This is a genomic window from Aminobacter anthyllidis (assembly GCF_018555685.1).
Classification (GTDB): Bacteria; Pseudomonadota; Alphaproteobacteria; order Rhizobiales; family Rhizobiaceae; genus Aminobacter; species Aminobacter anthyllidis.
In genome coordinates, this window is sequence record NZ_JAFLWW010000002.1 from 474,537 (window position 1) to 499,217 (window position 24,681).

Consider the following 24,681-nt stretch of genomic DNA (forward strand, 5'->3'; position numbering starts at 1 on the left):
GTTGCGCGTAGTTTAGCGGTACACGCATATAAGCGAGCCACTACATGACTTCGTCGTTACCGGTCACGTTCATCGTGACAGTCGATGCCGAAGCTGGGCCCCGTCGCAAATCGGCGCACGCACAGCTTTCCGCGCTTTCGTGGCCCTTCGTATTCGTCGAGGGCCTTACTCCACAATGCGCTGAAACTATTGGCCTTTACGACCCCAGGCAGAACCGCAAGCGGTCGAAGCGACCGTTGGCACCGGCGGAAGTGGCTGCCTATGCCAGCCATCGCAAGGCAATGCGCGCGTTCCTGGATACTGACGAGCCAGTGGCTCTCATCCTCGAGGACGATTTCCGCCTGCTGGAGCCGGCAGCCTTCGCCGCGCGCGTCGCGGCGCTGCAGCAAGCGCCTGTCGAATGGGACATTCTCAAGCTGTTCGACTTCCAGGATCGACCGGTCGTGGAATCGGTTGGGGTGGCCGACATCGCCATCGTTTCGCATGGCAGCCCCACCGCCGGCATGGTCGGTTATCTCATCACCCGGCGTGGCGCGGAGAGCTTCCTGAGCCGAGCCACCGTCTACCGTCAAATCGACGAAGACATAAAGTTTTTCTGGGAGCTCAAATTGCGGGTGCTGTCGGTCAAGCCCAACCTCGTGACCGACGTCAGCGCCGAACTCGGCGGCAGCCTGATCGAAGCCGACCGCAACGAGGTCAAAATGAAGCGGCATTGGACCGTATCGGTCAAGGCGCTCGGTCAGACCGCGCTGCGCCAGATCAACTACCGGCGCCACCGCAAGCACTACAGCCTCAAGCTCAAATAGCGCCGTCCAAGATCAGCTCGCTTCGCGCAGGGATTCAGCGACCTGGAGATCGACTGATACCAGCTGGCTCACGCCCTGCTCGGCCATGGTCACGCCGAACAGCCGATTCATCCGCGCCATGGTGATCGGGTTGTGGGTGATGACGACGAAACGCGTCTCGGTCGACGCGGCCATCTCGTCCATCAGGTTGCAGAAGCGCTCGACATTGTGGTCGTCGAGCGGCGCATCGACCTCGTCGAGCACGCAGATCGGCGCTGGATTGGTTAGGAACACTGCAAAGATCAGCGCCATCGCCGTCAAAGCTTGCTCGCCGCCGGACAGCAGCGTCATTGTCTGCGGCTTCTTGCCAGGCGGACGGGCCAGGATTTCGAGACCGGCTTCGAGCGGGTCTTCCGACTCGATCAGTTGAAGCTCGGCGGTGCCGCCACCAAACAGATGGGTGAACAGCCGCTTGAAGTGACCATTGACCAGGTCAAAGGCTGCCAGCAGGCGCTCGCGACCCTCACGGTTCAGCCCCTGAATGCCCTGGCGCAGCTTGCGGATCGCTTCGATGATGTCCTCGCGCTCGGAGACGATTGCTTCCAGGCGGTCCGACAATTCCTTCTGCTCTTCTTCGGCGCGCAGGTTGACGGCGCCCAGCCGCTCACGCTCGATCTTGAGGCGCTCCAGCGTTCGTTCGATCTCGACAGGATCCGGCATCGGGCTATCAACCTCGAGGCCGGTATGGCGAATGACCAGATGCGGCGGCGTCGCCAGCACTTCCTGGATGCGCGCCTCGACCTCGCGACGGCGCTCGTCGGCGGCAGTCAGCCGCTCCTCTGCGCGCGCGCGGGCCTCGCGCGCTTCGGCCAATCCCTGGATGGCGGCGGTTGCGGCCTTGTCGAGCACGGCCTGCTTGTTCTCGGCGTCCTGAAGCCGGTCGGACGCTTCCTTGCGCAGCGCCTCGGCCTGGGCCAACTGCGACATCAGCGCCCGGCGGCGGGCGTCGAGTTCGTCGGGCGCTTCGGCCAGCACCTCGCGCTCGGCAGCGGCTTCCTCGCGCCGCTCGGCCAGCGCTTCGACCTGCTCGGCGGCACTTTCAGCACGCAGTACCCAGCTCTGGCGTTCGGCGGCAATTGCCGTCAGGCGACGCACCCTCGCCTCGGCTTCGCGGTTGAGGCCGTCATGCACGGCACGGGCATCAGCGACCGCCGAACGATCGCGCGCGACCGCGCCGGAAAGCTGTTCCAGTCGTGCCTGGAGATCGGCGAGATCGGGCGCCGAGCCAAGCATGTCCTCGGCTTCTACGAAACCGGCCTGCGCCTCCTCATGCGTGTCGGCAACGCGAGCACGTGCCTCGTCCAAGGCAGCGCGGCGGCTGGTCAGCTCGCCGGCAGCCTTTTCGGCCTGAGCCAGGGCATCGCGGGCGGCGCCGACCTGATGCTGGGCGTCGCGCCATGCCTGCCGCGCCTGGCGCTCAGCCTCGGTGCTTTCGCGCAGGGCATTTTCGGCGCGCGCCAAAGCTTCCTCGGCAGAGCGCACCACAAGCGTGGCCTGGACTGCCTCGGCATCGAGTTCGGCAAGCCGGTTCTTCTGGGCAAGGCGTTGCGCGGCGGCGGTCGGTGCATCGGCGCTTGCCGTCAGCCCGTCCCAGCGCCACAGCCCACCTTGCTTGCTGACCAGCCTTTGGCCGGGCGCCAGCAGCGGCTGCAGCCTTGTCGCGTCGGCGGAATCGATGACGCCGATCTGTGCGAGGCGGCGTGCCAGCTGATGTGGCGCGCGGACGACTTCGGCAAGGCTGCGTGCACCTTCCGGCAGCTTCGGATCGCTCGGCGCCACCTTGGCATCACCCCAATGCACCGGTGCGGCGCGATCGAGCGCTGCTTCGAGATCGTCGCCAAGGGCAGCACCGAGTGCTGTCTCGAACCCACGTTCGACGCCGATCTGCTCCAGCACGGCAGGGAAAAGGTCACCTGACGCCGCATTGATGATCTTGGCCAGTGTTCGCGCCTCTGTCTCGATCCGCGCCAGCTCGGCCTTGGCTTCCTGCAACGGCGTTCGCGACGAAGCCTCGGCTTGCCGGGCTTCGGTGACGGCGCGCTCGGCCTCGGTTGCCGCGAATTCGGCTTCTTCCAGCGCTTCCTGTGCCGCTTCGGCAAGCATCTGCTTTTCGGCCGGGTCGGCGAGTGCCGAAATGCGCGCCGCAATCTCGCCCGCCTCGCGGTCGAGCTCGCTTAGCTGGCGGGCAAAACGGTCGCGGCGCTCGGCGGCGTCACGCATTGCACGCTCTGCCTGGGTGCGGCCGGCCGCAGCTTCGGCGCGCTCAGCCGTCACCCGGCCAAGCTCTGCCTCGGTCAGCGCCAGCGTCGCCATCGCCTCCTCGAAGGCCGCTCGCGTATGCGTCTCGCGATCGGTCGCGCCGGCGTTTTCGTCGTTGAGCGCCTTTTCCTCGGCATCGAGACGCGACAGGATCGCGGCGTTGTCGCCGATCATGCGCTGTTCGCGCGCGATGTCGGCATCGAGCTGCTGCAAGCGCCGGTCGAGTTCGCTCTGGCGCGAATTGATGCGGCCGGCTTCTTCCTCGAGCTGCGAGCGGGCGATGGACAGGCGCTGGAAGGTCGCGGCCGCGGCAGCTGCGGCATCGCGCATCTCGGGCAATTTGTGGGCGCCGATGGCCTGATCCCTGGCGGCCGCCATCTGGGCAGCTGCGCGGTCGCCGACGAGTGCTGTTGCCGTTGCCAGCGCCGACTGCGCCTCGCCTTCCTGCACTTTGGCCAGCGTCCAGCGCAGATGCAGCAGCGTGGCTTCCGCCTTGCGGATATCGGCCGACAGGTTCTTGAAGCGCGACGCCTGGCGCGCCTGGCGCTTCAGGCTTTCGATCTGGCTTTCGAGTTCGCCGACGACGTCGTCGAGGCGTTCGAGATTCTGTTCCGCGGCGCGCAGGCGCAGCTCGGCTTCGTGCCGACGAGTATGCAGGCCTGATATGCCGGCGGCTTCTTCGAGCAGTGCACGGCGTGCCTGCGGTTTTGCCTGGATCAGTTCGCCGATGCGGCCCTGCCCCACCATCGACGGCGAGCGCGCGCCTGTCGACTGGTCAGCGAACAGCAGCTGCACGTCCTTGGCGCGGGCTTCCTTGCCATTGATGCGATAGACGGAGCCCGCCTCGCGCTCGATGCGGCGCGACACCTGCAATTCGTCGGCGTCGTTGAAGGAGGCGGGCGCCGTGCGGTCGGTGTTGTCGAGGAACAGTGTCACTTCGGCGGTGTTGCGCGCCGGGCGCGTGCCGGAACCGGAGAAGATGACGTCGTCCATGCCCGAAGCGCGCATGTTCTTGTATGAGCTTTCGCCCATCACCCAGCGCAACGCTTCGACCAGATTGGATTTGCCGCAGCCGTTCGGCCCGACGATTCCGGTGAGGCCGCGTTCGATCACGAACTCGCCGGGTTCGACAAAGGATTTGAAACCGAGAAGGCGGAGGCGCGAAAACTTCATTCGCGCCAATCCGCACGGAAGGGTGCACCGAAGCCGTGTTGCCTCGGCGCCATGAACCTATCAGAGCATGCCGTCGATAACCGCCGACATTTCTTCAATCGTCATTGCCCCCTTGTAGACTTTCCCGTTGATGAAGAAGGTCGGCGTCGAGTCGACCTTGAAATCGTTCTCGCCGCGGGCGCGCACAGCCCTGATATCGTCCAGAAGCTTCTGGTCAGTCAAGCAGGCCTCGAAAGACTCCTGTGTGAAGCCGGCGAGCTTGGATATCTGCAGCAGCGCGTCCTTGGGGTTCTGCGAACCGGCCCAGTTCTGCTGCTGCTTGAACAGCACGTCGACCATCGGGAAGTAGTTATCCTTCGAGCAGCGCGCAAGCATGAAGCCTGCCTCGGCCAGCGGGTCGAAGGGGAACTCGCGGTAGATCAGGCGAGCCTTGCCGGTGTCGATGTACTTGGTCTTCAGCGCCGGCAGCGTCGTCTCATGGAAATGCGCGCAGTGCGGGCAGGTCATCGAGGCGTATTCGACGATGGTGACGGGCGCATCGGCCTTGCCGATGATCATGTCAGGCAGGCTACCGGCTTCGAGCAGCTTCGCCATGTCCACAGTGCCTTGTGCCTCGGGCACCTTCACCGCCTGGGCAGGCGTTGCCGGAGCAGCCGGAGTTGCGGCAGGCGTTGCCGGCTCGGCAGGCTTGGGCGTCGCAGCGTTGGCCTGCTCGCCGGAGTCGCTGCAGGCAGAAAGCAGCGCGGCTGCCGAAACGGCGGCCAGCCCGGTAAGTGCGGTCCTGCGAGAAATCGAACGAAGCATACGAATCACCTGACGATGGTTGGATTTTGCAATGTGCGGTTACGTGAAAGCGATAGTTGGCGCGAATTAAGGCATGGCTGTCCCCAAACCAATCGCAATTTGCCGCACTTTCAATCACGAAAGCGCGAGAAAGCCGGCATTTTCTACTTTCGGCTGCCCAGAATGCTCGCGCCCAGCTTTTCGAGCGATGCTTTCAGTCCCTCATCCTCGATGAACCTTACTGCTCCCGTAAGCTTGCCCTGCTCGGCTTCGGTGAGCTTGCGCAGGCGCGGACGAGCCTTGGCGGCAGCCGAAGACACCGGCTTCTGCACGATGCGAATGCGGCCGACGGCGTTGAAGCCGAGATAGGAATTGACCCGGCCGATGATCTCGCCGGTCTCGTGCTGGAGATGGAGCGCTGCCGGTCCCGAGCAGGCGACGATCAGCACCGCCGGCTCGAACGGGTCGTCCTCATGCATGCGGCGCGGCCACTGGATCTTCTCCGGGCGGGTATTGTGGGCAAGGCGGGGACCGACGATTTCTTCCCATGACTGGACAAGCCCGACGGAGATGCCGGTGCGCTTGCGCAGGACGGGATCGAGAATGGCGTTTGCCAGATCGCTGACCGCAACGGGATTGCCCGTCCATCTTTTCCCTGCCATGTCGTTCTCCAGAAATACCCCTGTCGACACGCAACGCCGAAGGCAGTCCAGTTCATCAATGACATCCCCAACCGACAGCCGCAAGCGCGCCACCGATGTGGACGGCAGGATCGCGACACTGCTGCTCGAATGGTACGATGCTCACCATCGCGAATTGCCGTGGCGCACACCGCCAGGCGACCTGAAACGCGGCATTCGCCCCGACCCTTACCGTGTCTGGTTGTCCGAAATCATGCTTCAACAGACCACCGTCGAGGCGGTGAAGCCCTATTTCCGCGCGTTTCTCGAGAAGTGGCCTGATGTCGGCGCCTTGGCCGCCGCCGAGACCGAAGACGTCATGAAGGCCTGGGCCGGGCTCGGCTACTATTCCCGCGCCCGCAACCTCAAGGTCTGTGCCGAGACGGTGGCCGCCCTGCCCGGCGGACGCTTTCCCGACAGCGAAGACGGCCTGCGCACCTTGCCCGGCGTTGGACCCTACACCGCCGCGGCAATCGCCTCTATCGCCTTCAACCGTCCAGCTGCGGTCGTCGACGGCAATGTCGAACGCGTGGTCACGCGGCTGTTTTCCATCGCGACTCCCCTGCCGCAGGCCAAGGTGGAAATCCGCGCCCATGTCGAGCGCATGCTGGCTGCCGCGCGGCCAGGCGATTTCGCCCAGGCGATGATGGACCTCGGCGCCACCATCTGCACGCCGCGGCGCCCGCGCTGCATGCTGTGCCCGTTGCGTTCGGACTGCAGCGCTGTCGTCTCTGGCGATCCCGAATTTTACCCGGTCAAGCCGGCCAAGGCCGAGCGGCCCCAGCGGCGGGGTGCTGCGTTCGTGGCTGTCAGGAGCGATGGCGCCGTGCTTTTGCGCAAGCGCCCGGGCAAAGGCTTGCTTGGCGGCATGACCGAGGTGCCGACAACAGATTGGACGTCACGCGTCGATGGCGCCACCGGCGCCGACAGCGCGCCCTTTGCCGCGAACTGGCAACGCGCGGGTTCGATCGCTCACGTCTTCACCCATTTTGCCCTCGATCTCGACGTCTTCCGAGCCGAAGCGACCTCGGATCAGGCGCCCGACGGCCACTTCTGGTCGCTCCCCGCGGACCTCGCCGGCGAAGCCTTGCCAAGCGTCATGAAAAAAGTCATCGAAGCTGCCATACCGGGCGCAACGAAACGAGGACAATAGCGAAACCATGAGCGAAATCCGCCACATCGTCTACGACATCGGCAAGGTGCTGATCCATTACGACCCGGATATCCCGTTCAGCCGCATCATCCCCGACCCGGTCGAGCGCCGCTGGTTCTTCGACAATGTCTGCACCAGCGAGTGGAACATCGAGCAGGATCGCGGCCGCAGCTGGGAAGAGGCCGAAGCACTGCTGATCGCCGACTTCCCCGAGCACGAAAAGAGCATCCGCGCCTTCCGCCAGCACTGGCACGACATGGTGCCGCACCACTACGAAGACAGCGTCGCGCTCATGGAAGGTCTGGTCGCCGCCGGCCACGACGTGACCATGCTGACCAACTGGGCCTCCGACACGTTCCGCGAGGCGCGCGGGCGCTTCCCGTTCCTCGAAAAGCCGCGTGGCGTGACGGTTTCGGGCGATGTCGGGCTGATCAAGCCCGACCGGCGCATCTACGAACTGCATGTCGAGACCTTCGGGCTCGACCCGAAGGCTTCGCTGTTCATCGACGACAGCCAGAAGAACGTGAATGCCGCCATCGACGCCGGCTGGCAGGCGGTGCTGTTCACAAATGCGAAAACGCTCGAGGCGGACCTCGAGCGTCTCGGGATCGGACGGTGACTGGAAACCGGCCGATCGACGAATCCGGGCTGGCTAGGTTGGCTGCCGGAATTCGATTTCTATGGCAGGGGCGGCGCGGCCTCTGAAGGTCCAGAACCGACTACCAATGATGCCTGCGCCCGCGCGCCGGACAGACCGGCGCGCGTGAATCTTCAGGCTCCCGCCTTTTCCATGCCGACACGCACGATGCGGCGCAGTTCGTCGATCTGGGTCAGGCCGCCGGCGCGCTCGTAGTGCCAGAAAGTCCAGCCGTTGCAGGCGTCTAACCCCTGGACCGAGGCGCCGACGCGGTGGATCGAACCGGCGGTGTCGCCGATCGCCAGCGTGCCGTCGGCGCGAACCTTTGCCGCCCAACGCTTCTTGGCGTCGTAAAGCGTCGCGCCGGGCGCCAGCAGGCCCATGTCGAGCAGGCTTCCGAAAGCGACACGCGGCTCGGCGCGCTTTCCGGTCAAGACGGTGAGCGACGGGCCGTCCAGCGGACGCACAGAAGCGATCCGCTCATTGGCGGCGTCGATATATGCCTGCTCGCGCTCGATGCCGACGAAGTGGCGGCCGAGACGCTTGGCAACCGCACCCGTCGTGCCCGAGCCGAAGAACGGATCGAGGACCACGTCACCGGGCTTGGTCGAGGCCATCATGATGCGCGCCAGCAGCGCTTCCGGCTTCTGCGTCGGATGCAGCTTGTTGCCGTCATCGTCCTTCAGGCGTTCGCCGCCGGTGCAGATCGGGAACAGCCAGTCCGAGCGCATCTGGACATCGTCGTTGGAGGCCTTCAGCGCATCGTAGTTGAAGGTGTAGTTCTTGCCCTTCTGGTCGCGCGAAGCCCAGATCATCGTCTCATGGGCGTTCTGGAAACGGCGGCCGCGGAAGTTCGGCATCGGGTTGGTCTTGCGCCAGACAACATCGTTGAGGATCCAGAAGCCGAGGTCCTGCATCGTCGCGCCGACGCGGAAGATGTTGTGATAGGAGCCGATGACCCAGATCGTGCCGTTGGGCTTCAACACTCGGCGGGCGGCAAGCAGCCAGGCGCGGGTAAAGGCGTCGTAGGCGGCGAAGCTTTCGAACTGGTCCCAGTGATCGTCGACCGCGTCGACCTTCGACTGGTCCGGACGGTGCAGGTCGCCGTCGAGCTGCAGGTTGTAGGGTGGGTCGGCGAAAATGATGTCGACCGAATTGGCCGGCAGCCTATCGAGTGCCGCGACGCAGTCGCCCTTGATGATGGTGTCGAGCCATTCGGACGGCTTGGGCGTGCGGGAAAGCTGGTCGAGAGGACGCACTGCTGACATTCTGATACCCGGGATGACGCGTTACTGTTTACTCGCCGTTATGGTTACCGATCAGCGTAAACAATTGATGAAGCGGGCGTTCTAATTTGCGGATCGGGCCGGAATGGTGTAATCGCCGCGCCTTGAACTTTTCCGTCCGCGCCCCGGCGCCGCACCAGTTTCCCGGACCGTCATGACCCAGCCAGACCTAGTGATATTCGATTGCGACGGCGTGCTCGTCGATTCAGAAATCATCGCCGCCCGCGTCGAAGCGGAGCTGCTGACATCAGCCGGCTTCGAGATATCAGCTGAAGAAATCGCCGAGAGCTATGCCGGGCTGACCTTCAAGGACATCATGCTGAAGATCGAGGAGAAGGCGGCCATCCCCTTCCAGGCCTCGCTGATCAGCCATGCCGAGGAACTTGTCGACCGCAAGCTGAAGACGGACGTGCGCGCCATCGACGGCGTGCATGAGGCCGTCGCAGCCGTCACCGCGCCGCGCTGCATCTGCTCCAATTCGACCAGTGAGCGCATCGAGATGATGCTCGATCGCACCCGCATCCTGCCGCTGTTCAAGGGCCGGATCTTTTCGGCGCTGGAAACGCCGAGCAAGAAGCCGAAGCCATCGCCCGACGTCTTCTTGCACGCCGCAAGCACCTACGGTGCCGACCCGGCCAGGACCTTCGTCATCGAGGATTCGGTTCACGGCATCGCAGGTGCCGTCTCAGCCGGCATGCGTGTCATCGGCTTCACCGGCGGCGCCCACAGCTATCCTGGCCATGCCGACATGCTGACCGAGGCTGGCGCCGAGACGGTGATTCGCCGCTGGGTCGACCTTGGCGGCGTGCTCCAGGCACTCAGCATGTGGTCGGAGCACGCCTGACGCGCATTCCTGCAACGTCCCGGGTTAGCCGGGCATAGGCCACGTCCGATCGACAAAATCGGCGATCAGCGGCACCATTTCGGGCAATTTCTCCTCAAGCGCGAAGTGCCCGGTCTCAAACAGATGCAGCTCTGCTTCGGGCACATCGCGGAGATAGGCGTGGGCACCCGGTTCCGGAAAGAACGGATCGTCCTTGCCCCATATGATCAGCGTCCGTGGCCGATGCTGCTGCAGCCAGGCCTGCCATTCACCGTACCGCGTGACGTTGCTGTGATAGTCGAATGCCAGGTCGACCTGCGGCTGCTTGCGGCCGGGCTGGTCGAGGAAATGCTGGTCGAGCGTCCAGCCGTCCGGTGCCAATAGCTCCGGCTTTCCGATACCGGTTTCATACTGGAAGCGCGTGCCCGAAAGCGTCAGCAGGTCGCGTATCGTCTGCTCTGCATCCGGCTGCTCGGGCCTAAGCGCAATGAAGTCGCGCGCACCTTCCGACAGGCCCTCTTCATAGGCATTGCCGTTCTGGACGATCAGGCCAGCGAACCACTCGGGATGCCGAGTCGCCAGGCGAAAACCGACAGGCGCGCCGAAATCGAAGAGATAGGCGACGAAGCGGTCCAGCCCCAACCCTTTGACAAACCCTTCCATCGTGTCGGCGAGTTGGTCGAACGTGTAGGCAAAGGTTCCGCCCGCGCTTGCCGGCAACGGCACCTCGCTATGGCCAAATCCCGGATAGTCCGGTGCGACGACCCGGTAGTGGTTACCAATGGCGTCGATCAGGCGGCGGAACTGATGCGAAGCCGAGGGAAAACCGTGCAGCAACAGCAGGACGGGCGCCTCCGGGCCAGCCTCGGCCGGGATCGACTCTCGGTAGAAGATTCGCACGCCATCGACGTCGAGATAACGATGAGCGACGCGAGGAAAAGCCAGGATTGTCATTTCACATGCCTTTGAAGTAGAATTATGCATTAGCAACGTTCATCAGAATGACTAACGTGTCAATTGCCATTTTAGGAGTTAGAATGAACGCCGATATCACCCCACTCTCCGGCGAGCTGCTGGGGCTGGACCTGATCAATACGCGGGCGCGCAGCGGGGCCGAGAGCATCGACCATCTGGCGACGCCTGACGGGTTGCGGGCATGGGTGGTGCTGCAGGGCGAACGGCTGGGAGAATTTGGCGGCGACACTCTGGCAAGGCTGTCGCAAGCCGACCTCGCGGTCATTCGCTCGGTACGCGAATGCGCGAGCCTGCTTGTCGATCATGTCAGGCATGGCAAGGCGCCGTCAGGCGCCAGCCTGCGTGAGCTCAACCAGACGCTTTCGGCAGCGCCGGTTCATCTCGAGCTTCGATGGACCGGATCGTCAATGGCGGCCGAGCCCAGGCGTACGGGCTCGGTCATCGCCGATCTCGCCGCGCAACTGGCCGAAGCGGTGGCACAAGTGCTCACCGACCCAGGCGTCAGGACCATCCGCAAGTGCGAAGCCGAAGACTGCACCATGCTGTTTTTGCCGGCGAGCAGCCGCCGGCGCTGGTGCGCGGCGGCGCGCTGCGGCAACCGCATGCGCGTCGCGCGCTACTACCAGCGCCACAAGGACAGCTAACCGTCGAAGCTCTAGCGTTACTGCTTCGCAGGCTTCTTGGCCGGACCTTCGTCGTAGCCGACATAGATCACGATGTCGCGCGCCGTCGGGTTGGGGATGTTGATGTTCGGTACGGTGAACACCCACTGGGTTGCCGTCGACGGGTCAGTCACCTGGACGGCGTTCTTGTGCAACTCGGAGTAAAGCACCTCTTCGCCGCGGGTCACCGCGACCCGGATCGGCATGGTGATCGCACCGGCACCGCCGGCGGGACCAACCACAACCTTGCCAGCGACGCCGACCTTGATGGTCATGGTGCCGTCAGCGCGCGTGCAGCTGCGGGTGACGTCGGTGATCGCCGACTGATGAACGAGCTTGGCCGGATCATCCTGGCCGCCCTTGGCATAGCTGTTGAAGAAGGCCGTGCCGTCGCGCAGCGTGACATTCGGGCAATAGGCAAGCAGTTCGCTGGCCAGAATCTTGCCCTCTTCAGCCGCGATCACCTTGGGATCCTTCGGCGTGGGGCTCAAAAAGCTGCTGCTGCCGCCAGATTGGCAGCCTGTGACGGCGAGCATAAAGCCGGCGGTCGCCAAAGCCGTCAGAAAACGGCCGTCGATCAAACGAAACACCATGAACTGCACTTCCCTCTCGCAAAGCAGTCGTTCTATATCAACCGCGCGGCAAAAATGCGACTGACGGAGCGCAGTTTTCCCGTCCTGCCGATAGGCAGCAGGTCGCATAGCCTTGGATTGGATAGATATGCACTATGTGAGCACCCGTGGGGAAGCGCCCACGCTCGGATTTTCTGACGCTGTGCTTGCCGGCCTGGCACGCGACGGTGGCCTCTACCTCCCGGCGCAGTGGCCGACCTTCAGCCCCGCCGAAATCCGCGCCATGCGCGGACTGAGCTATCCGGACCTTGCGATCAAATTGCTGACCCCGTTCCTCGGTGATGAAATCAAGCAGGACGTTTTCGAACGTCTGGTGCGCGAAGCCTACGGCACCTTCCGCCACGAGGCAGTGTGCCCGCTGGTCCAGACCGGCGCCAACACGTTCGTGCTCGAACTTTTCCATGGCCCGACGCTCGCCTTCAAGGACGTCGCCATGCAGTTGCTGGCGCGGCTGATGGACCATGTGCTTGCCGAACGCGGCCAGCGCGCGACCATCGTCGGGGCCACCTCGGGCGACACGGGTGGTGCAGCCATCGACGCCTTTGCCGGACGCGAGCGCACCGACATCTTCATCCTGTTCCCGCATGGCCGCGTCTCGCCGGTGCAGCAACGCCAGATGACGACGTCTGATGCAGCCAATGTGCATGCGCTGTCGATCGAAGGAAATTTCGACGACTGCCAGGGCCTGGTCAAGGACATGTTCAACGACCATGGCTTCCGCGATCGCGTCCAGCTGTCAGGCGTGAACTCGATCAACTGGGCCCGCATCATGGCCCAGATCGTCTACTACTTCTCCTCCGCCATCTCGCTCGGCGCACCTGACCGGCCGGTTTCCTTCACCGTGCCCACCGGCAATTTCGGCGACATCTTCGCTGGCTATGCCGCCAAGAAGATGGGGCTGCCGATCGACCAGCTTGTCATCGCCACCAACGACAACGACATCCTCGACCGCACGCTGAAGAGTGGCGAACACCGCCAGACCGGCGTGGTCGCCACCACCTCGCCATCGATGGACATCCAGGTGTCGTCCAACTTCGAGCGCCTGCTGTTTGAGGCCTCCAACCGCGATTCGGCGGTGGTGCGCCGCTATATGGCCAGTTTGAAGCAGTCCGGCGCCTTCACCATCGAAGCGCAGTCGCTGGCCAGCATCCGCGGCGAATTCGGTGCCGGTCGTGCCGACATGGCTGAAACCGCGGCGACCATTCGCTCAACGCTCGAGAAAAGCGGCTATCTGCTCGATCCCCACACCGCGACTGCCGTGCATGTCGCGTCCAGCCTGCCCAAAAGCGACGTGCCAATGGTGGTGCTTGCCACAGCTCATCCGGCAAAGTTCCCCGCCGCGGTGCTTGCCGCCAGCGGTATCGAGCCCGCTTTGCCAAAATGGCTGTCGGGGCTGATGGAACGTAAGGAAAAGTTCACGGTACTTCCATCAGAGATAAAAATGGTGGAAGATTACATTAGCCGCCGCACACGAGTGGCGGATTAGGGAGTACGCGTAATATGGGTGTTGAGGTAAGCCGTCTGTCGAACGGCCTGACAGTGGCCACTGAAACACTTCCAAGCGTAGAGACAGTCGCTCTCGGCACATGGGTCAAGTCAGGCGCGCGCAACGAGCGCGACGACGAGCATGGCATGGCCCACCTGCTTGAGCACATGGCCTTCAAGGGCACCAAGAACCGGACTGCCTTCCAGATCGCCTCGCAGATCGAAAATGTCGGGGGCGAGATCAACGCCGCGACATCGGTCGAGACGACGTCCTTCTACGCCCGCGTGCTGTCCGACGACATTCCGCTTGCCGTCGACATTCTGTCCGACATTCTTCAGGATTCAGAATTCGATCCGAACGAGCTCGAGCGCGAGCAGCACGTCATCCTGCAGGAAATCGGCGCCGCGCACGACACACCCGACGACATCGTTTTCGACCGCTTCACTGAAACGGCGTTCCGCCACCAGACCATCGGCCGCTCGATTCTCGGCACGCCCGAGACGGTGCAATCCTTCACCTCGGCACAGCTGCACGACTTCATGACGCGCCAGTATGGCGCCGAGCGGATGGTGGTGGTGGCTGCCGGCGACGTGAAGCACGACGAGTTCGTGCGCCAGGTCGAAAAGCGTCTTGGCAATTTCCGCCCGAAGGCCGAGAGCGCAATTCCGCAATACGCCCAGTATGTCGGCGGCGACTTCCGCGAGGACCGCGACCTGATGGACGCGCAGATCGTGCTCGGCTTCGAAGGCCGCGCCTATCATGTGCGCGACTTCTACGCCTCGCAGGTCCTGTCAATGATCCTCGGCGGCGGAATGTCGTCGCGCCTGTTCCAGGAAGTGCGCGAGAAGCGCGGCCTCTGCTACTCGGTCTATGCCTTCCATTGGGGCTTTTCCGATACCGGCATCTTCGGCATCCATGCCGCCACCGGCCAGAGCGACATCGCCGAGCTGATCCCTGTGATCATCAACGAACTGCAGCGAACCGGCGAAAGCATCTTGCTCGAAGAGCTGGACCGTGCCCGTGCGCAATATCGCGCCGGCCTGATCATGTCGGCAGAGAGCTGCTCCAGCCGCGCCTCGCAGATCGCCCGCCAGCTCCTGCTGTTCGGCCGCCCGATTGCCAAGGAAGAGCTGATGGAACGGCTCGGCGCGCTCACTGTCGATCGACTGACCGACTTGTCGTCGCGCCTGTTCTCGACCCGCCCGACCATTACCGCGGTCGGCCCCGTCGGCACGCTCGCGCCTTACGAATCAATCCTGGACTCGCTGCCGGGCGCACAGGCCACCGCCCGCAAGCTCGCCGTATAAGCAGCATTTGCACGCATGTTTTCGCTCTCGCTTTTTCGCCGCGATACCCCGGCACTAAAAGGCGAACGCGTGAACCTGCGCCTGCCGAACTGGCGCGACTACCACGAATGGGTTGCCCTGCGCGCGGAAAGCCGCTCGTTCCTCGAGCCCTGGGAGCCGCGTTGGGCGCCCGACGAGCTGGACCGCTCGGCTTGGCGTATTCGCCTCGCGCGCTACCAGGATGAATTCATCCAGGGCACGGCGCTCGCCTTCTTCATCTACCAGAACTCGACCGGCAAGCTCGTCGGCGGCATCACGCTCGGCAACATACGTTATGGTGTCGCCCAGACCGGGCATATCGGCTACTGGATTGGCGAACGCTACGCCGGCCAGGGCCTGATGGTCGATGCCCTCAAGCTGGTCGTGCGGCATGCCTTCGATACGCTTCGGTTGCACCGGATCGAGGCTGCCTGTATCCCCGACAATGCACGCTCCGTACGCGTGCTTGAAAAAGCCGGATTCCGGCGCGAAGGACTTTTGCGATCCTACCTCAGGATCAACGGCGAATGGCATGACCACTACCTCTACGCACTGATTGCGGACGACCCGCAAGCTGTCACCATGAAGGCCTGAACTTGTCGAAGCATTTCCTGCTGGCGCCGTTGTTTGCGCTCATCGTTTCCATTGTCGCGAGCGTCTGCGCGGTGTCGCAGGCCCTGGCCGTGGAACCGATCAAGATTTCCCGTGATGACGTCGCGCTCAACCTCACCGGCGCCGTCGAGATCTACCGGAATCAGGGCGAGAACTTCCAGGTTTCGACGGCGCCGGGCCTCGACGGCATCGTTCGCCGCATCGAGGTCGAGGCCAATGACAAGCGCCGCTCCACCGGCGACTGGGCCGTCTTCGCGCTTGCCAACACCACCGACCAGGTCATCGACCGACTGATCGTCGCGCCGCATTTCCGGCTCGTCGGTTCCGGCCTGTTCTGGCCCGACCTCGGCTCGAGCCGCATCGCCGCCATCACGCCGAGCGAGGGCTTCGCGCTCGACCGCCAGGCCAGCCCCGACGCCGACGTGTTCCTGATCACCCTCAACCCGAACTCGGTGGTGACCTTCATCGCCGAGCTCGCCTCGCCCAAGCTGCCGCAGGTCTATCTGTGGGAACCCGAAGCCTACAAGGACACGGTCAACTCCTACACGCTGTTCCGCGGCATCGTCATCGGTATCGCCGGCCTCTTGGCGCTATTTTTGACCATCCTGTTCGTGGTCAAGGGAACGTCGATGTTCCCGGCGACGGCAGCGCTTGCCTGGGCGGTGCTTGCCTATATCTGCGTCGACTTCGGCTTCCTCAACAAGGTCATCGAGGTCTCACCCGGCAACGAGCAGATATGGCGAGCGGGCACGGAGGTGGCGCTCGCCGGCACCTTCGTGGTGTTCCTGTTTGCCTATCTCAATCTCAACCGATGGCATGGCCATTTCAGCTACGGCGCCTTCGTCTGGGTCATCGGCCTGCTGCTCATCGCCGGCGTCGCCATCATCGACCCGGCTGTTGCCGCGGGCATCGCGCGCATCTCGTTCGCCGCAACTGCGCTCACCGGCCTCGGGCTGATCGTCTATCTCAGCATCCGCGGCTACGACCGCGCCATCATGCTGGTGCCCAGTTGGGCGATGGTGCTGATCTGGCTCAGCGGCTCGTGGATGGCGATCACAGGCATCCTCGACAACGACATCGTCCAGCCGGCACTCGGTGGCGGCCTGATCCTGATCATCCTGCTGATCGGCTTTACCGTCATGCAGCACGCCTTTGCTGGCGGCGGTGCCCATCAGGGCCTGTTCAGCGACATGGAGCGGCAGGCGCTGGCGATCTCAGGTTCTGGCGACATCGTCTGGGACTGGGACGTGCTGCGCGACCGCGTCGTCACCCGCCCCGACGTCTCGATCCAGCTCGGCCTCGCGCCCAACAGCCTTGGCGGTGCCGCCCGCAACTGGCTGCCGGTGCTGCATTCCGACGATCGCGACACCTTCCGCACCACGCTCGACGTGGTGCTGGAGCACCGCCGTGGCCGTGTCTCGCAGAGCTTCCGCCTGCGCGGCGCCGACGGCCATTATCACTGGTTCTCGCTCAAGGCGCGGCCGGTGATCGGCTCGGATGGCGAAGTGATCCGCTGCGTTGGCACGATGGTCGACGTCACCGAGCAGAAGAAATCGGAAGAGCGGCTGCTGCACGATGCCGTGCACGACAATCTGACCGGCTTGCCCAACCGCGAGCTGTTCATGAACCGGCTGGAGGCGATCATTTCGATTGCCCGCACCGAAGAGAAGGTGCGTCCGTCGGTGTTCGTCATCGATATCGACCGCTTCAAGCTGGTCAATGACGGCCTCGGCATTTCGGCCGGCGACACCATCCTTTTGACCATCGCGCGCCGCCTGCACCGCCTGCTCAAGCCCAAGGATTCGCTGTCGCGCTTTGCCGGCGACCAGTTCGCCCTGATGCTGCTGTCGGAACAGGATCCATCTCGTATCGCAGCGGTGGCCGATGCCATCAAGCAGGCGATCAAGGCGCCGATCACCTTTGCCAAGCGCGAGATCGTGCTGACCGCCTCGGTGGGCCTGATCACCTGGACGACCGCCCAGGCCACGGCAGAAGACATGGTCAAGGACGCCGAACTGGCCATGCATCAGGCAAAGCGTTTTGGCGGCGACCGCATCGAACCCTTCCGTCCTGCCTTCAGGACCGTCGGCACCGACCGCCTGCAGCTCGAATCCGACCTGCGCCGCGCCATCGAGCGCAAGGAATTCACCCTGGCCTACCAGCCGATCGTGCGGCTGGAAGACGGCAGCGTCGCCGGCTTCGAGGCGCTGCTCAGATGGGATCACCCGCGCCGCGGCATGATCCCGCCGGGCGACTTCATACCGGTTGCCGAAGGCTGCGGCCTGATCGTCCAGCTCGGCCTTTTCGCCATGCAGCGCGCCGCCGAAGACCTCGCCGAATGGCAAAAGCAGATCAGCGATGCGCCGCTGTCGGTGTCGGTCAACCTGTCGAGCCGCCAGCTCATTCGCCGCGATCTCGTCAGCGACGTCCGCTCGGTCATCGCCCGTGCCAATCTCAAGCCACGCTGCTTCCGCCTGGAGCTGACCGAGTCTCTGGTCATGGACAATCCCGAGCAGACCAACCACGTGCTGACCAAGCTCAAGCAGCTCGGCATCGGCCTGTCGCTCGATGATTTCGGCACCGGCTACTCGTCGCTCGCCTATCTGACCCGCTTCCCTTTCGACACCATCAAGATCGACAAGAGCTTCGTCGACGACACCTCGCCCAAGCGCGCGGTTTTGCTCAAGTCGATGGTCAACATGGCGCATGAGCTCGGGCTATCGGTGGTCGCCGAAGGCATCTCCGATGAGAGCGACGCGCTCGAACTGCGGCAGATGGGCTGCGAGTATGTCCAGAGCTTCATGTTCGGCGCGCCGGTTCCCGGCGATCAGGCGCTCAAGATGCTGAAAGAGCAGTATCCGCTTGCTCAGGCGTGACCGGCAGCGCTGCTGAGCCGTGCAAGGTCGATGCCGAGCGTGGCCAGGATACGGTCGTATTTGCGTTCGATATCGGTGTCGAACAAAAGCTCCGACGTCGCCGGACAGGTCAGCCAGCCATTCTCCGCGATCTCGCTTTCGAGCTGACCCGCACCCCAGCCGGAATAGCCCAGTGCCATCAGCGCATGGCGCGGCCCGCGCCCGGCGGAAATGGCGCGCAGGATGTCAACGGTCGCGGTCAGGCAGATCTCCTCGGAGACAGGCAGCGAGGATTCGACCTTGTAGTCGTCGCTGTGCAGCACGAAGCCGCGGCTGCGATCGACCGGTCCGCCATTGCGGACGATGAAGTCCTTGGCCTTCATCGGCAGCCGGATCGCCTCCTGCTCGTCCAGGATGCCGAGTTGCACCAACAGATCGGGAAACAGCAGCGGCTGGACCTGATTGATGATCAGGCCCATGGCGCCTTCGTCGCTATGGGCGCAGATGTAGATGACGGCGCGCGAGAACCTGTCGTCCTTCATCCCCGGCATGGCGATGAGGAACTGATCGTCGAGAAAACCGCGCTGCGATGCGCCTTTTTTCTGGCGTAAGAGGTCCATGGCTTGAAGGTATCGCGTTTCCTGCCGTCTTGAAAGATGGCGCACAGCGCGGCGCGTTCATCTTTTGACAGGCAACGTCACGCAAAAATGATGCGATGTGTTGGCGCCCCCTGTTGCGGACGCTGCGGGAGGCTATCAAATCACCGCCATGAAAATTGCGTTCCCTTCCGCGATCTGCCTCGGCGCTGCGCTCCTCGCCGTTGCCCCTGCCCGCGCTTCCTCGTCAGCCTGGTTCGAGGCCGAAGGCGGCCGTTTCCGCCTCGTGACGTCAGGGGCGCCTGATGCTTCCGGCAAGCTGCAGGGCGTGCTCGACATCGAGCTCAAGCGCGGCTGGAAGACCTACTGGCGCGATCCTGGCAATTCCGGCGTGCCCCCGCAGATCGACGTCTCGGCAAGCCGCAACGTGTCCGGCGCCGATTTCTCCTACCCTGCCCCCCGCCGTCATGACGACGGTTATGCCAAATGGGCCGGCTACGACCATTCCGTGCGCCTGCCTGTCAGCTTCACAGTCGCAGCCCCAGGCGAGCCGGCGACGATCACCGCTGACGTGTTCCTCGGCGTCTGCGAGACGATCTGCGTGCCAGTGCAGGCCAAGCTGGAGGTCGACCCTGCCGCCGATCCCGACAATTCCGGCGATGCCATCCTGGTGAAGACGGCCCTGGCCGCACTTCCCGGCGCAGCGCAACAGGATTTCGGCGCCACGCTGGGGCCGGCCGAAGGCGAGCACGTTTCGATCGTGGCGACGGCACCCGGCCCCGCTGACGCTTTGGACGTCTTCGTCGCCGGAGTGGACGGCTACGTCCTCGGCACGCCTGAGCGGCACATCGAGGGCGGCAAGGCAGTGTTCACCGTCAAGATGCTCGAACGCCCTGACACAAAGCCCTCCGGCAAAGGCCTGCCCTACACGCTGATCAGCGCGGCTGGAGCGGTCGAAGGATATTTGCCCTATCCCTGAGCAAGAGCTATCCAGCTTCCTATATCCAGCTGGCCATTGGACGCGGACGACATCTGCGCTAGGTGATTGCGCGTTCTTCCGGTTTCAACTCGAACACTATGCTTACGAGGAAATTCATGACCATTTCGATCGGCGACAAGCTGCCCGCGGCCACGTTCAAGACGATGACCGCCGATGGCGCCAAGAGCGTCAGCTCCGATGAGATCTTTGCTGGCAAGAAGGTCGTGCTGTTTGCCGTACCAGGCGCCTTCACGCCGACCTGCAGCAACAACCACCTGCCTGGCTATGTCGAGAACCATGACGCCATCATCGCGCGCGGCGTCGACACCATCGCGGTTGTCTCGGTCAACGACGTCCACGTCATGGGCGCCTGGGCCCGGTTCAGCGGCGGTGAAGGCAAGGTACAGTTCCTCGCCGACGGTAGCGGCGATTTCGCCCGCGCCATCGGCCTCGACACCGACCTGTCGGCCGCCGGCATGGGCCTGCGCTCGAAGCGTTATTCGATGATCGTCGAAGACGGCAAGGTCGCCCAGCTCAACCTTGAAGGCGCGCCGGGCCAGGCCGTCGATTCGGGCGCGGCCCGCATTCTCGAACAGCTCTGAGACTTACAAGGGCGCGCGGCCTTCCGGCGGCGCGCCACTCTTTCGACGGGCAATGGCCTAGGCTGATGCCTTGCGCCCGCCCTTGAAGGGCGCCATGCCCTCGCGCGCCAGCTCGTCGGCGCGCTCGTTCTCGGCATGGCCGGCATGGCCCTTGACCCAGTGCCACGTCACCTTGTGACGCTTGTTGGCCTCGTCAAGCGCCTGCCACAGCTCACCGTTCTTGACAGGCTTCTTGTCGGCGGTCTTCCAGCCGTTCTTCTTCCAGCCGTGGATCCATTTCGAGATCCCGTCCATGACGTATTTGCTGTCGGTGTGCAGGTCGATCTCGCACGGCTCCTTGAGGGAGTTCAGGGCAGATATGGCAGCCAGCAACTCCATACGGTTGTTGGTGGTCTCCGCCTCGCCGCCCGACAGCTCCTTGACCTTGGCCTTGTAGCGCATGAGCGCGCCCCAGCCACCCGGACCCGGATTGCCCGAGCAGGCGCCATCGGTGAAAATTTCAACTTGCTTCATTTCAGTCCGTATTCCTGGGCGGACTTGATCGTCCGGTGGAAGCGCATGCGGCGGATGTATTCGGACGGATCGCGCTTCATGACCAGCCCGCCATCCGGCACCGTCAGCCAGTCATAGAGCCGCGTCAGCATGAAGCGCAGCGCCGAACCACGCGCCAAGATCGGCAACGCTGCCTTCTCGTCCTCGCTCAGCGGGCGGACGCTCTGATAGCCGTCGAGCAGTGCCGTGCCCTTGGTCAGGTTGAAGGAAAAGTCCTTCTCGAAACACCAGGCGTTGAGGCAGGTGGCGAGGTCGTAGGCATAGGCGTCATTGCAGGCGAAGTAGAAGTCGATCAGGCCCGACAGCTTGTCGCCGAGGAAAAACACATTGTCGGGGAACAGGTCGGCGTGGATGACGCCGGATGGCAGGCCCTTCGGCCAGCTCTTCTCGAACTCGGCAAAATCGGCGTCGACCTCCCGTGCGAGGCCGGGCTCGACCTCGTCGGCGCGCGGGTGCGCGGCGTCCCACAGCTTGCGCCAGCCGTCGATGGCAAGCGAATTGGGCCGCGTCATCGCGAAATCCTGGCCGGCGATGTGCAGTTCCGCAAGCGCCCTGCCGACCTCGCGGCAATGCACCACCTGGGGTCGGCGCAGCCACATGCCTTCGAGGAAGGTGATGATGACGGCGGGTCGGCCGGCAAGCGTGCCGATGACATTGCCGTCCTTGCCGTCGACCGGCAGCGGGCAGGACAGGCCCTTGTGGGCGAGATGCTGCATCAGGCCGAGGAAGAACGGCAGGTCCGACTTCTCGACCCGCTTCTCATACAGCGTCAGGATGTACGACCCTGTCGTGGTGTGCAGCAGGAAGTTGGTGTTCTCGGTGCCCTCGGCAATGCCCTTGTAGGACAGAAGCTCGCCGACCGGATAATTGCGCAGGAACGCTTCGAGCTCGCCCTCGCCGACATCGGTATAGACAGCCATCAGGCGTTTCCGTTGACGAAGGCCATGTCGGCTGGCGTCAGCTCGACGTCGCGCAATACCCGCATCACCGGAAAGTCCTCCGTCTCGGTCGCCGTGATGGCGAGTTCCACGTTCACCTCGAAGCGCTCGCGGAAGGCGTTGATGATCTCGTCGACGATGATCTCCGGTGCCGAGGCACCCGCCGACAATCCCAACGTAGCGATGCCGCCGATGTCGTTCCACGGGATCTCCGACGCGCGCTGAACCAGCAGCGACATCTTGGCCCCTGCCCGTTCGGCAACTTCCACGAGGCGTCGCGAATTGGACGAGTTGGGCGCACCGACGACCAGGTAGAGGTCGGAACCTGGGGCCGTCTCCTTCACCGCGTCCTGGCGGTTTGTGGTGGCATAACAGATCGATTCGGCGGCTGGCGCCTGCAATGCCGGGAACTTCTCCTGCAGAGCCTTCAGGATGCCCGCAGTGTCCTCCACCGAGAGCGTCGTCTGGGTGACGAAGCCGAGCGCCTCCGGATCGGCTGGCGTGAAATTCCTTACGTCGGCCTCGGTCTCGATCAGCGTGACGGCACCGTCGTCCAACTGGCCCATGGTCCCGATCACCTCGGGGTGGCCGGCATGACCGATCAGCAGCACGTGACGGCCCTTGCGCTGGTGGCGCATGGCCTGTTTGTGCACCTTGGAGACCAGCGGGCAGGTCGCGTCGAGGTAAAAGAGATTGCGTGCCACGGCATCCGCCGGCACCGACTTCGGCACGCCATGGGCGGAAAACACCACCGGCGCATCCTGGTGTTCGAGCGGGATCTCGCTCAGCTCTTCGATGAAGACCGCACCAAGGTTCTGCAGCCCTTCTACGACGTAGCGATTGTGCACGATCTCGTGGCGGACGTAGACCGGCGCGCCGTATTTCTTTAGCGCCAGAACGACGATCTGGATCGCGCGGTCGACACCTGCGCAAAAGCCGCGCGGCTGGCAGAGCCTGATCGTCAGGGGCGGTTTGGTCAGCGTCTGGAGCATTTAATCCGGTTCTTCATTCAGTGCCGAAATGATGTCTGCGCCCCCTTGCTGTCAAGGGAGACTACAGCGCAGCGCGCGCTCTTGGGCGCGCAAAAGACGCTGTAGCACTTTGAAGTTGTACATGATCTCGAAAATTGATTCCGATTTTCGAGATCATGCACAGGCCTCATTTGCCTTCGGGACGGCGCAACAGCCAGAAGCCCATGACACCCAAAAGTGCAGCCGCAAGGCCATACCATGTGACAGCATATTGCAGGTGGTTATTGGGCATATCGACCATGGTGACGCCGCCGACGGGCAAGCCACCCGGGTTTGCCGTCTTGTCGGCGTCGACGAAGAATGGAAGCACGACGGCGCCGGACGCCAGGCCTGCTGTCGCAGCCATCACATCGCGGTCCTTCCAGTAAAAGACGTTCTTGACCGGGTCGTTGTCGGGCACCAGCGAGCCGGGCTTGCCGGCGAGCGGATTGCGCGCCAACCCGGTTATGCTCACCGGCCCCGTCACCTGCCCGACCGGCCGCTTGGCCGCATCCTTGAAATCGTAGGGAACAAAGCCGCGGTTCACCAGCGCGAAACGGCCGTCGTCCAGCTTCAGCGGCGTGTAGACATAGAAGCCCGACTGGCCTTCCCATGTGGCGAAGAAATGCCGCTCGCCTTCATGCGCGAAGGTGCCCGAAAGCTTCACCGGCCAATAATCGACGTCGCCGGTGGCGCGGTACTTCACTTCCATTTCGGACAACGGCAGCGGCTGGGACTGCGTACGTTCGGCGATCTGTGCGATCAGCTCCTCTTTCCAATAGAGGCGCTGGACCTGCCAGCTGCCGAGCGCAATCAAAAGCGCGAATGCAATCGTGCCAAGCACGAGCATCAGCACCTGCCCGGAACGGCGCGCCGGGGCCGTCATGGTCTTTTCCTGGATCATTCGCCCTTGTCCAAACGGCCTTCGGCTGCCTTGTTGCGGTACTGCAGCGTTATCAGAACGCCCTTGATGAGGCGTAGGGAGCCGAGGCTGAGAACCACGGTCAGCGGAATCCACAACAGCAGATGCAGCCACAGCGGTGGTCCAAAGTTGACCTCGAGCCACAGCGCAAGCCCGACCACCACGAAGCCGATGATCAGGATGACGAACACCGCCGGCCCGTCGCCAGCGTCCGCAAACGAGTAGTCGAGCCTGCAGACGCCGCACTCTTTGCCTACGGACAGAAGGCCGGAAAACAGCTTGCCTTCGCCGCAACGCGGACAGCGCCCCTTGAGCCCGGCCGCGATCGGTTCGACCGGCGGCCAGATCGCCTGGTCTTCTCTCATGGATTTATCTCGATGGGAGTGCCGTCTTCGACCATATGCCAGATCTCCGCCATGTCTTCGTCGGTAACGGCGATGCAGCCATTCGTCCAGTCGAACATCTGCATCAGCCAGGACCACCAACCATACCCGTTCGGTTGGCCGTGGATCATAATCATTCCGCCTGCCACGACACCTGCCCTCTTTGCCGCAGCGACATCGTCGGCGTTGGGATAGGAGATGTGGATCGACCGATAGTAGCCACTGCCTGGATTGCGCCAATCGAGCACATAGCGCCCTTCGGGCGTGCGCTCGTCGCCTTCCCTGCCCTTGTGGCCGACAGGGTTGGCGCCAAGCGCCATGGCGTAGCTGCGAACCACCTTGTCGCCAGACAGCAGTTCCATGCGCCGCTCCGATTTGTCTACCCGCACGAGGTCGACGGGGTCAGCGCATGCACCGCCGACGGAAGCGAGAATCGCGATAGCGGGAACAACGAAGCGACTGGTCTGCATGGCGGAGGCTTGCCGCAAGAAAGCGCCAAAAAAGAGAAGGCGG

Annotated in this window: 24 protein-coding genes; 11 read left to right on the plus strand and 13 right to left on the minus strand. The window is 63.6% G+C overall.

Annotation, left to right across the window (positions count from 1 at the left end):
• Window positions 1–44: 44 nt before the first annotated feature.
• Window positions 45–806 carry a glycosyltransferase family 25 protein gene (locus J1C56_RS07385; protein WP_214387477.1) on the plus strand — a complete coding sequence of 254 codons (762 nt, stop codon included), beginning with the start codon at window positions 45–47 and terminating at the stop codon, window positions 804–806.
• A 12-nt stretch (window positions 807–818) separates the two neighbouring features.
• Here the strand turns inward: J1C56_RS07385 and smc are convergent, their stop codons facing one another.
• The 3 genes from smc to J1C56_RS07400 form a co-directional block, all read right to left on the minus strand.
• Window positions 819–4,277 (minus strand): chromosome segregation protein SMC, encoded by a 3,459-nt coding sequence (gene smc, locus J1C56_RS07390; protein WP_214387478.1) that lies wholly within the window; start codon window positions 4,275–4,277, stop codon window positions 819–821.
• Window positions 4,278–4,337: 60 nt separating this feature from the next.
• A complete protein-coding gene (locus J1C56_RS07395) occupies window positions 4,338–5,081 on the minus strand; it encodes a DsbA family protein (protein WP_214387481.1) in 744 nt (247 codons plus the stop codon).
• A gap of 143 nt (window positions 5,082–5,224) precedes the next feature.
• Window positions 5,225–5,722: a DUF721 domain-containing protein gene (locus J1C56_RS07400; RefSeq protein WP_214387483.1), complete on the minus strand. Its 498-nt coding sequence runs from the start codon at window positions 5,720–5,722 to the stop codon at window positions 5,225–5,227.
• A gap of 58 nt (window positions 5,723–5,780) precedes the next feature.
• Between J1C56_RS07400 and mutY the strand changes: the two genes are divergently transcribed.
• Together mutY and J1C56_RS07410 are read left to right on the plus strand one after the other, a co-directional pair.
• Complete coding sequence (gene mutY / locus J1C56_RS07405) at window positions 5,781–6,893, plus strand: A/G-specific adenine glycosylase (protein WP_214387485.1); 1,113 nt, start codon at window positions 5,781–5,783, stop codon at window positions 6,891–6,893.
• Between the two features lie 7 nt (window positions 6,894–6,900).
• On the plus strand, window positions 6,901–7,512 hold the full coding sequence (locus J1C56_RS07410; protein ID WP_214387487.1) for an HAD family hydrolase: 612 nt from the start codon (window positions 6,901–6,903) through the stop codon (window positions 7,510–7,512).
• 152 nt (window positions 7,513–7,664) lie between these two features.
• On the opposite strand, the gene J1C56_RS07415 is transcribed toward J1C56_RS07410, so the two are convergent.
• Window positions 7,665–8,798, minus strand: coding sequence for a site-specific DNA-methyltransferase (locus J1C56_RS07415; RefSeq protein ID WP_214387489.1), 1,134 nt, complete (start codon window positions 8,796–8,798; stop codon window positions 7,665–7,667).
• A gap of 172 nt (window positions 8,799–8,970) precedes the next feature.
• Here J1C56_RS07415 and J1C56_RS07420 point away from each other — a divergent pair, with 172 nt between their 5' ends.
• The gene (locus J1C56_RS07420; RefSeq protein WP_214387491.1) at window positions 8,971–9,660 is read left to right on the plus strand and encodes an HAD family hydrolase; all 690 of its coding nucleotides are present in this window, start codon (window positions 8,971–8,973) and stop codon (window positions 9,658–9,660) included.
• A gap of 24 nt (window positions 9,661–9,684) precedes the next feature.
• Here the strand turns inward: J1C56_RS07420 and J1C56_RS07425 are convergent, their stop codons facing one another.
• The gene (locus J1C56_RS07425; RefSeq protein WP_214387493.1) at window positions 9,685–10,593 is read right to left on the minus strand and encodes an alpha/beta fold hydrolase; all 909 of its coding nucleotides are present in this window, start codon (window positions 10,591–10,593) and stop codon (window positions 9,685–9,687) included.
• A gap of 83 nt (window positions 10,594–10,676) precedes the next feature.
• Here J1C56_RS07425 and J1C56_RS07430 point away from each other — a divergent pair, with 83 nt between their 5' ends.
• The gene (locus tag J1C56_RS07430) at window positions 10,677–11,258 is read left to right on the plus strand and encodes a CGNR zinc finger domain-containing protein (RefSeq protein WP_214387495.1); all 582 of its coding nucleotides are present in this window, start codon (window positions 10,677–10,679) and stop codon (window positions 11,256–11,258) included.
• A gap of 17 nt (window positions 11,259–11,275) precedes the next feature.
• Here J1C56_RS07430 and J1C56_RS07435 read toward each other — a convergent pair whose 3' ends face one another.
• Entirely contained in the window at window positions 11,276–11,869 is a 594-nt protein-coding gene (locus tag J1C56_RS07435) for a hypothetical protein (RefSeq protein WP_214387497.1), read from the minus strand.
• A 127-nt stretch (window positions 11,870–11,996) separates the two neighbouring features.
• On the opposite strand from J1C56_RS07435, the gene thrC reads away from it, so the two are divergent.
• From thrC to J1C56_RS07455, 4 genes are read left to right on the plus strand one after another with little or no spacing between them, the layout of a single operon-like run.
• A complete protein-coding gene (thrC, locus tag J1C56_RS07440) occupies window positions 11,997–13,394 on the plus strand; it encodes a threonine synthase (protein ID WP_214387499.1) in 1,398 nt (465 codons plus the stop codon).
• A 14-nt stretch (window positions 13,395–13,408) separates the two neighbouring features.
• Window positions 13,409–14,701 carry a M16 family metallopeptidase gene (locus J1C56_RS07445; RefSeq protein ID WP_214387501.1) on the plus strand — a complete coding sequence of 431 codons (1,293 nt, stop codon included), beginning with the start codon at window positions 13,409–13,411 and terminating at the stop codon, window positions 14,699–14,701.
• Window positions 14,702–14,716: 15 nt separating this feature from the next.
• The gene (locus J1C56_RS07450; RefSeq protein WP_214387503.1) at window positions 14,717–15,313 is read left to right on the plus strand and encodes a GNAT family N-acetyltransferase; all 597 of its coding nucleotides are present in this window, start codon (window positions 14,717–14,719) and stop codon (window positions 15,311–15,313) included.
• 2 nt (window positions 15,314–15,315) lie between these two features.
• Complete coding sequence (locus tag J1C56_RS07455; protein ID WP_214387505.1) at window positions 15,316–18,207, plus strand: EAL domain-containing protein; 2,892 nt, start codon at window positions 15,316–15,318, stop codon at window positions 18,205–18,207.
• On the opposite strand, the gene J1C56_RS07460 is transcribed toward J1C56_RS07455, so the two are convergent.
• Complete coding sequence (locus J1C56_RS07460) at window positions 18,198–18,806, minus strand: YqgE/AlgH family protein (protein WP_214387507.1); 609 nt, start codon at window positions 18,804–18,806, stop codon at window positions 18,198–18,200. The two genes, J1C56_RS07455 and J1C56_RS07460, sit on opposite strands and share 10 nt — an antisense overlap.
• Before the next feature lie 148 nt (window positions 18,807–18,954).
• Between J1C56_RS07460 and J1C56_RS07465 the strand changes: the two genes are divergently transcribed.
• The gene (locus tag J1C56_RS07465) at window positions 18,955–19,761 is read left to right on the plus strand and encodes a protein-disulfide reductase DsbD domain-containing protein (RefSeq protein ID WP_214387509.1); all 807 of its coding nucleotides are present in this window, start codon (window positions 18,955–18,957) and stop codon (window positions 19,759–19,761) included.
• Window positions 19,762–19,877: 116 nt separating this feature from the next.
• Window positions 19,878–20,363: a peroxiredoxin gene (locus J1C56_RS07470; protein WP_214387511.1), complete on the plus strand. Its 486-nt coding sequence runs from the start codon at window positions 19,878–19,880 to the stop codon at window positions 20,361–20,363.
• Window positions 20,364–20,420: 57 nt separating this feature from the next.
• On the opposite strand, the gene rnhA is transcribed toward J1C56_RS07470, so the two are convergent.
• The 6 genes from rnhA to J1C56_RS07500 form a co-directional block, all read right to left on the minus strand.
• Window positions 20,421–20,876 (minus strand): ribonuclease HI, encoded by a 456-nt coding sequence (rnhA, locus tag J1C56_RS07475; protein ID WP_214387513.1) that lies wholly within the window; start codon window positions 20,874–20,876, stop codon window positions 20,421–20,423.
• The gene (locus J1C56_RS07480; RefSeq protein ID WP_214387516.1) at window positions 20,873–21,835 is read right to left on the minus strand and encodes a homoserine kinase; all 963 of its coding nucleotides are present in this window, start codon (window positions 21,833–21,835) and stop codon (window positions 20,873–20,875) included. The genes rnhA and J1C56_RS07480 overlap by 4 nt, the downstream gene beginning before the upstream one ends.
• Window positions 21,835–22,845: a 4-hydroxy-3-methylbut-2-enyl diphosphate reductase gene (gene ispH, locus J1C56_RS07485; RefSeq protein WP_214387518.1), complete on the minus strand. Its 1,011-nt coding sequence runs from the start codon at window positions 22,843–22,845 to the stop codon at window positions 21,835–21,837. Before ispH ends, J1C56_RS07480 begins: the two co-directional genes overlap by 1 nt.
• Window positions 22,846–23,011: 166 nt before the next feature.
• Window positions 23,012–23,767, minus strand: coding sequence for an SURF1 family protein (locus J1C56_RS07490; RefSeq protein WP_214387520.1), 756 nt, complete (start codon window positions 23,765–23,767; stop codon window positions 23,012–23,014).
• Complete coding sequence (locus J1C56_RS07495) at window positions 23,764–24,150, minus strand: DUF983 domain-containing protein (protein WP_214387522.1); 387 nt, start codon at window positions 24,148–24,150, stop codon at window positions 23,764–23,766. The genes J1C56_RS07490 and J1C56_RS07495 overlap by 4 nt, the downstream gene beginning before the upstream one ends.
• Window positions 24,147–24,638, minus strand: a complete 492-nt coding sequence (locus J1C56_RS07500; protein WP_214387524.1) for a L,D-transpeptidase family protein — start codon at window positions 24,636–24,638, stop codon at window positions 24,147–24,149. Before J1C56_RS07500 ends, J1C56_RS07495 begins: the two co-directional genes overlap by 4 nt.
• Window positions 24,639–24,681 lie beyond the last annotated feature (43 nt).

What these genes read in the sequence shown, in the direction of transcription:
- J1C56_RS07385 (WP_214387477.1), top strand. Translation starts at nt 45, where the DNA reads ATGACTTCGTCGTTACCGGTCACGTTCATCGTGACAGTCGATGCCGAA.
- smc (WP_214387478.1), bottom strand. Translation starts at nt 4,277, where the DNA reads ATGAAGTTTTCGCGCCTCCGCCTTCTCGGTTTCAAATCCTTTGTCGAA.
- J1C56_RS07395 (WP_214387481.1), bottom strand. Translation starts at nt 5,081, where the DNA reads ATGCTTCGTTCGATTTCTCGCAGGACCGCACTTACCGGGCTGGCCGCC.
- J1C56_RS07400 (WP_214387483.1), bottom strand. Translation starts at nt 5,722, where the DNA reads ATGGCAGGGAAAAGATGGACGGGCAATCCCGTTGCGGTCAGCGATCTG.
- mutY (WP_214387485.1), top strand. Translation starts at nt 5,781, where the DNA reads ATGACATCCCCAACCGACAGCCGCAAGCGCGCCACCGATGTGGACGGC.
- J1C56_RS07410 (WP_214387487.1), top strand. Translation starts at nt 6,901, where the DNA reads ATGAGCGAAATCCGCCACATCGTCTACGACATCGGCAAGGTGCTGATC.
- J1C56_RS07415 (WP_214387489.1), bottom strand. Translation starts at nt 8,798, where the DNA reads ATGTCAGCAGTGCGTCCTCTCGACCAGCTTTCCCGCACGCCCAAGCCG.
- J1C56_RS07420 (WP_214387491.1), top strand. Translation starts at nt 8,971, where the DNA reads ATGACCCAGCCAGACCTAGTGATATTCGATTGCGACGGCGTGCTCGTC.
- J1C56_RS07425 (WP_214387493.1), bottom strand. Translation starts at nt 10,593, where the DNA reads ATGACAATCCTGGCTTTTCCTCGCGTCGCTCATCGTTATCTCGACGTC.
- J1C56_RS07430 (WP_214387495.1), top strand. Translation starts at nt 10,677, where the DNA reads ATGAACGCCGATATCACCCCACTCTCCGGCGAGCTGCTGGGGCTGGAC.
- J1C56_RS07435 (WP_214387497.1), bottom strand. Translation starts at nt 11,869, where the DNA reads ATGGTGTTTCGTTTGATCGACGGCCGTTTTCTGACGGCTTTGGCGACC.
- thrC (WP_214387499.1), top strand. Translation starts at nt 11,997, where the DNA reads ATGCACTATGTGAGCACCCGTGGGGAAGCGCCCACGCTCGGATTTTCT.
- J1C56_RS07445 (WP_214387501.1), top strand. Translation starts at nt 13,409, where the DNA reads ATGGGTGTTGAGGTAAGCCGTCTGTCGAACGGCCTGACAGTGGCCACT.
- J1C56_RS07450 (WP_214387503.1), top strand. Translation starts at nt 14,717, where the DNA reads ATGTTTTCGCTCTCGCTTTTTCGCCGCGATACCCCGGCACTAAAAGGC.
- J1C56_RS07460 (WP_214387507.1), bottom strand. Translation starts at nt 18,806, where the DNA reads ATGGACCTCTTACGCCAGAAAAAAGGCGCATCGCAGCGCGGTTTTCTC.
- J1C56_RS07465 (WP_214387509.1), top strand. Translation starts at nt 18,955, where the DNA reads ATGAAAATTGCGTTCCCTTCCGCGATCTGCCTCGGCGCTGCGCTCCTC.
- J1C56_RS07470 (WP_214387511.1), top strand. Translation starts at nt 19,878, where the DNA reads ATGACCATTTCGATCGGCGACAAGCTGCCCGCGGCCACGTTCAAGACG.
- rnhA (WP_214387513.1), bottom strand. Translation starts at nt 20,876, where the DNA reads ATGAAGCAAGTTGAAATTTTCACCGATGGCGCCTGCTCGGGCAATCCG.
- J1C56_RS07480 (WP_214387516.1), bottom strand. Translation starts at nt 21,835, where the DNA reads ATGGCTGTCTATACCGATGTCGGCGAGGGCGAGCTCGAAGCGTTCCTG.
- ispH (WP_214387518.1), bottom strand. Translation starts at nt 22,845, where the DNA reads ATGCTCCAGACGCTGACCAAACCGCCCCTGACGATCAGGCTCTGCCAG.
- J1C56_RS07490 (WP_214387520.1), bottom strand. Translation starts at nt 23,767, where the DNA reads ATGATCCAGGAAAAGACCATGACGGCCCCGGCGCGCCGTTCCGGGCAG.
- J1C56_RS07495 (WP_214387522.1), bottom strand. Translation starts at nt 24,150, where the DNA reads ATGAGAGAAGACCAGGCGATCTGGCCGCCGGTCGAACCGATCGCGGCC.
- J1C56_RS07500 (WP_214387524.1), bottom strand. Translation starts at nt 24,638, where the DNA reads ATGCAGACCAGTCGCTTCGTTGTTCCCGCTATCGCGATTCTCGCTTCC.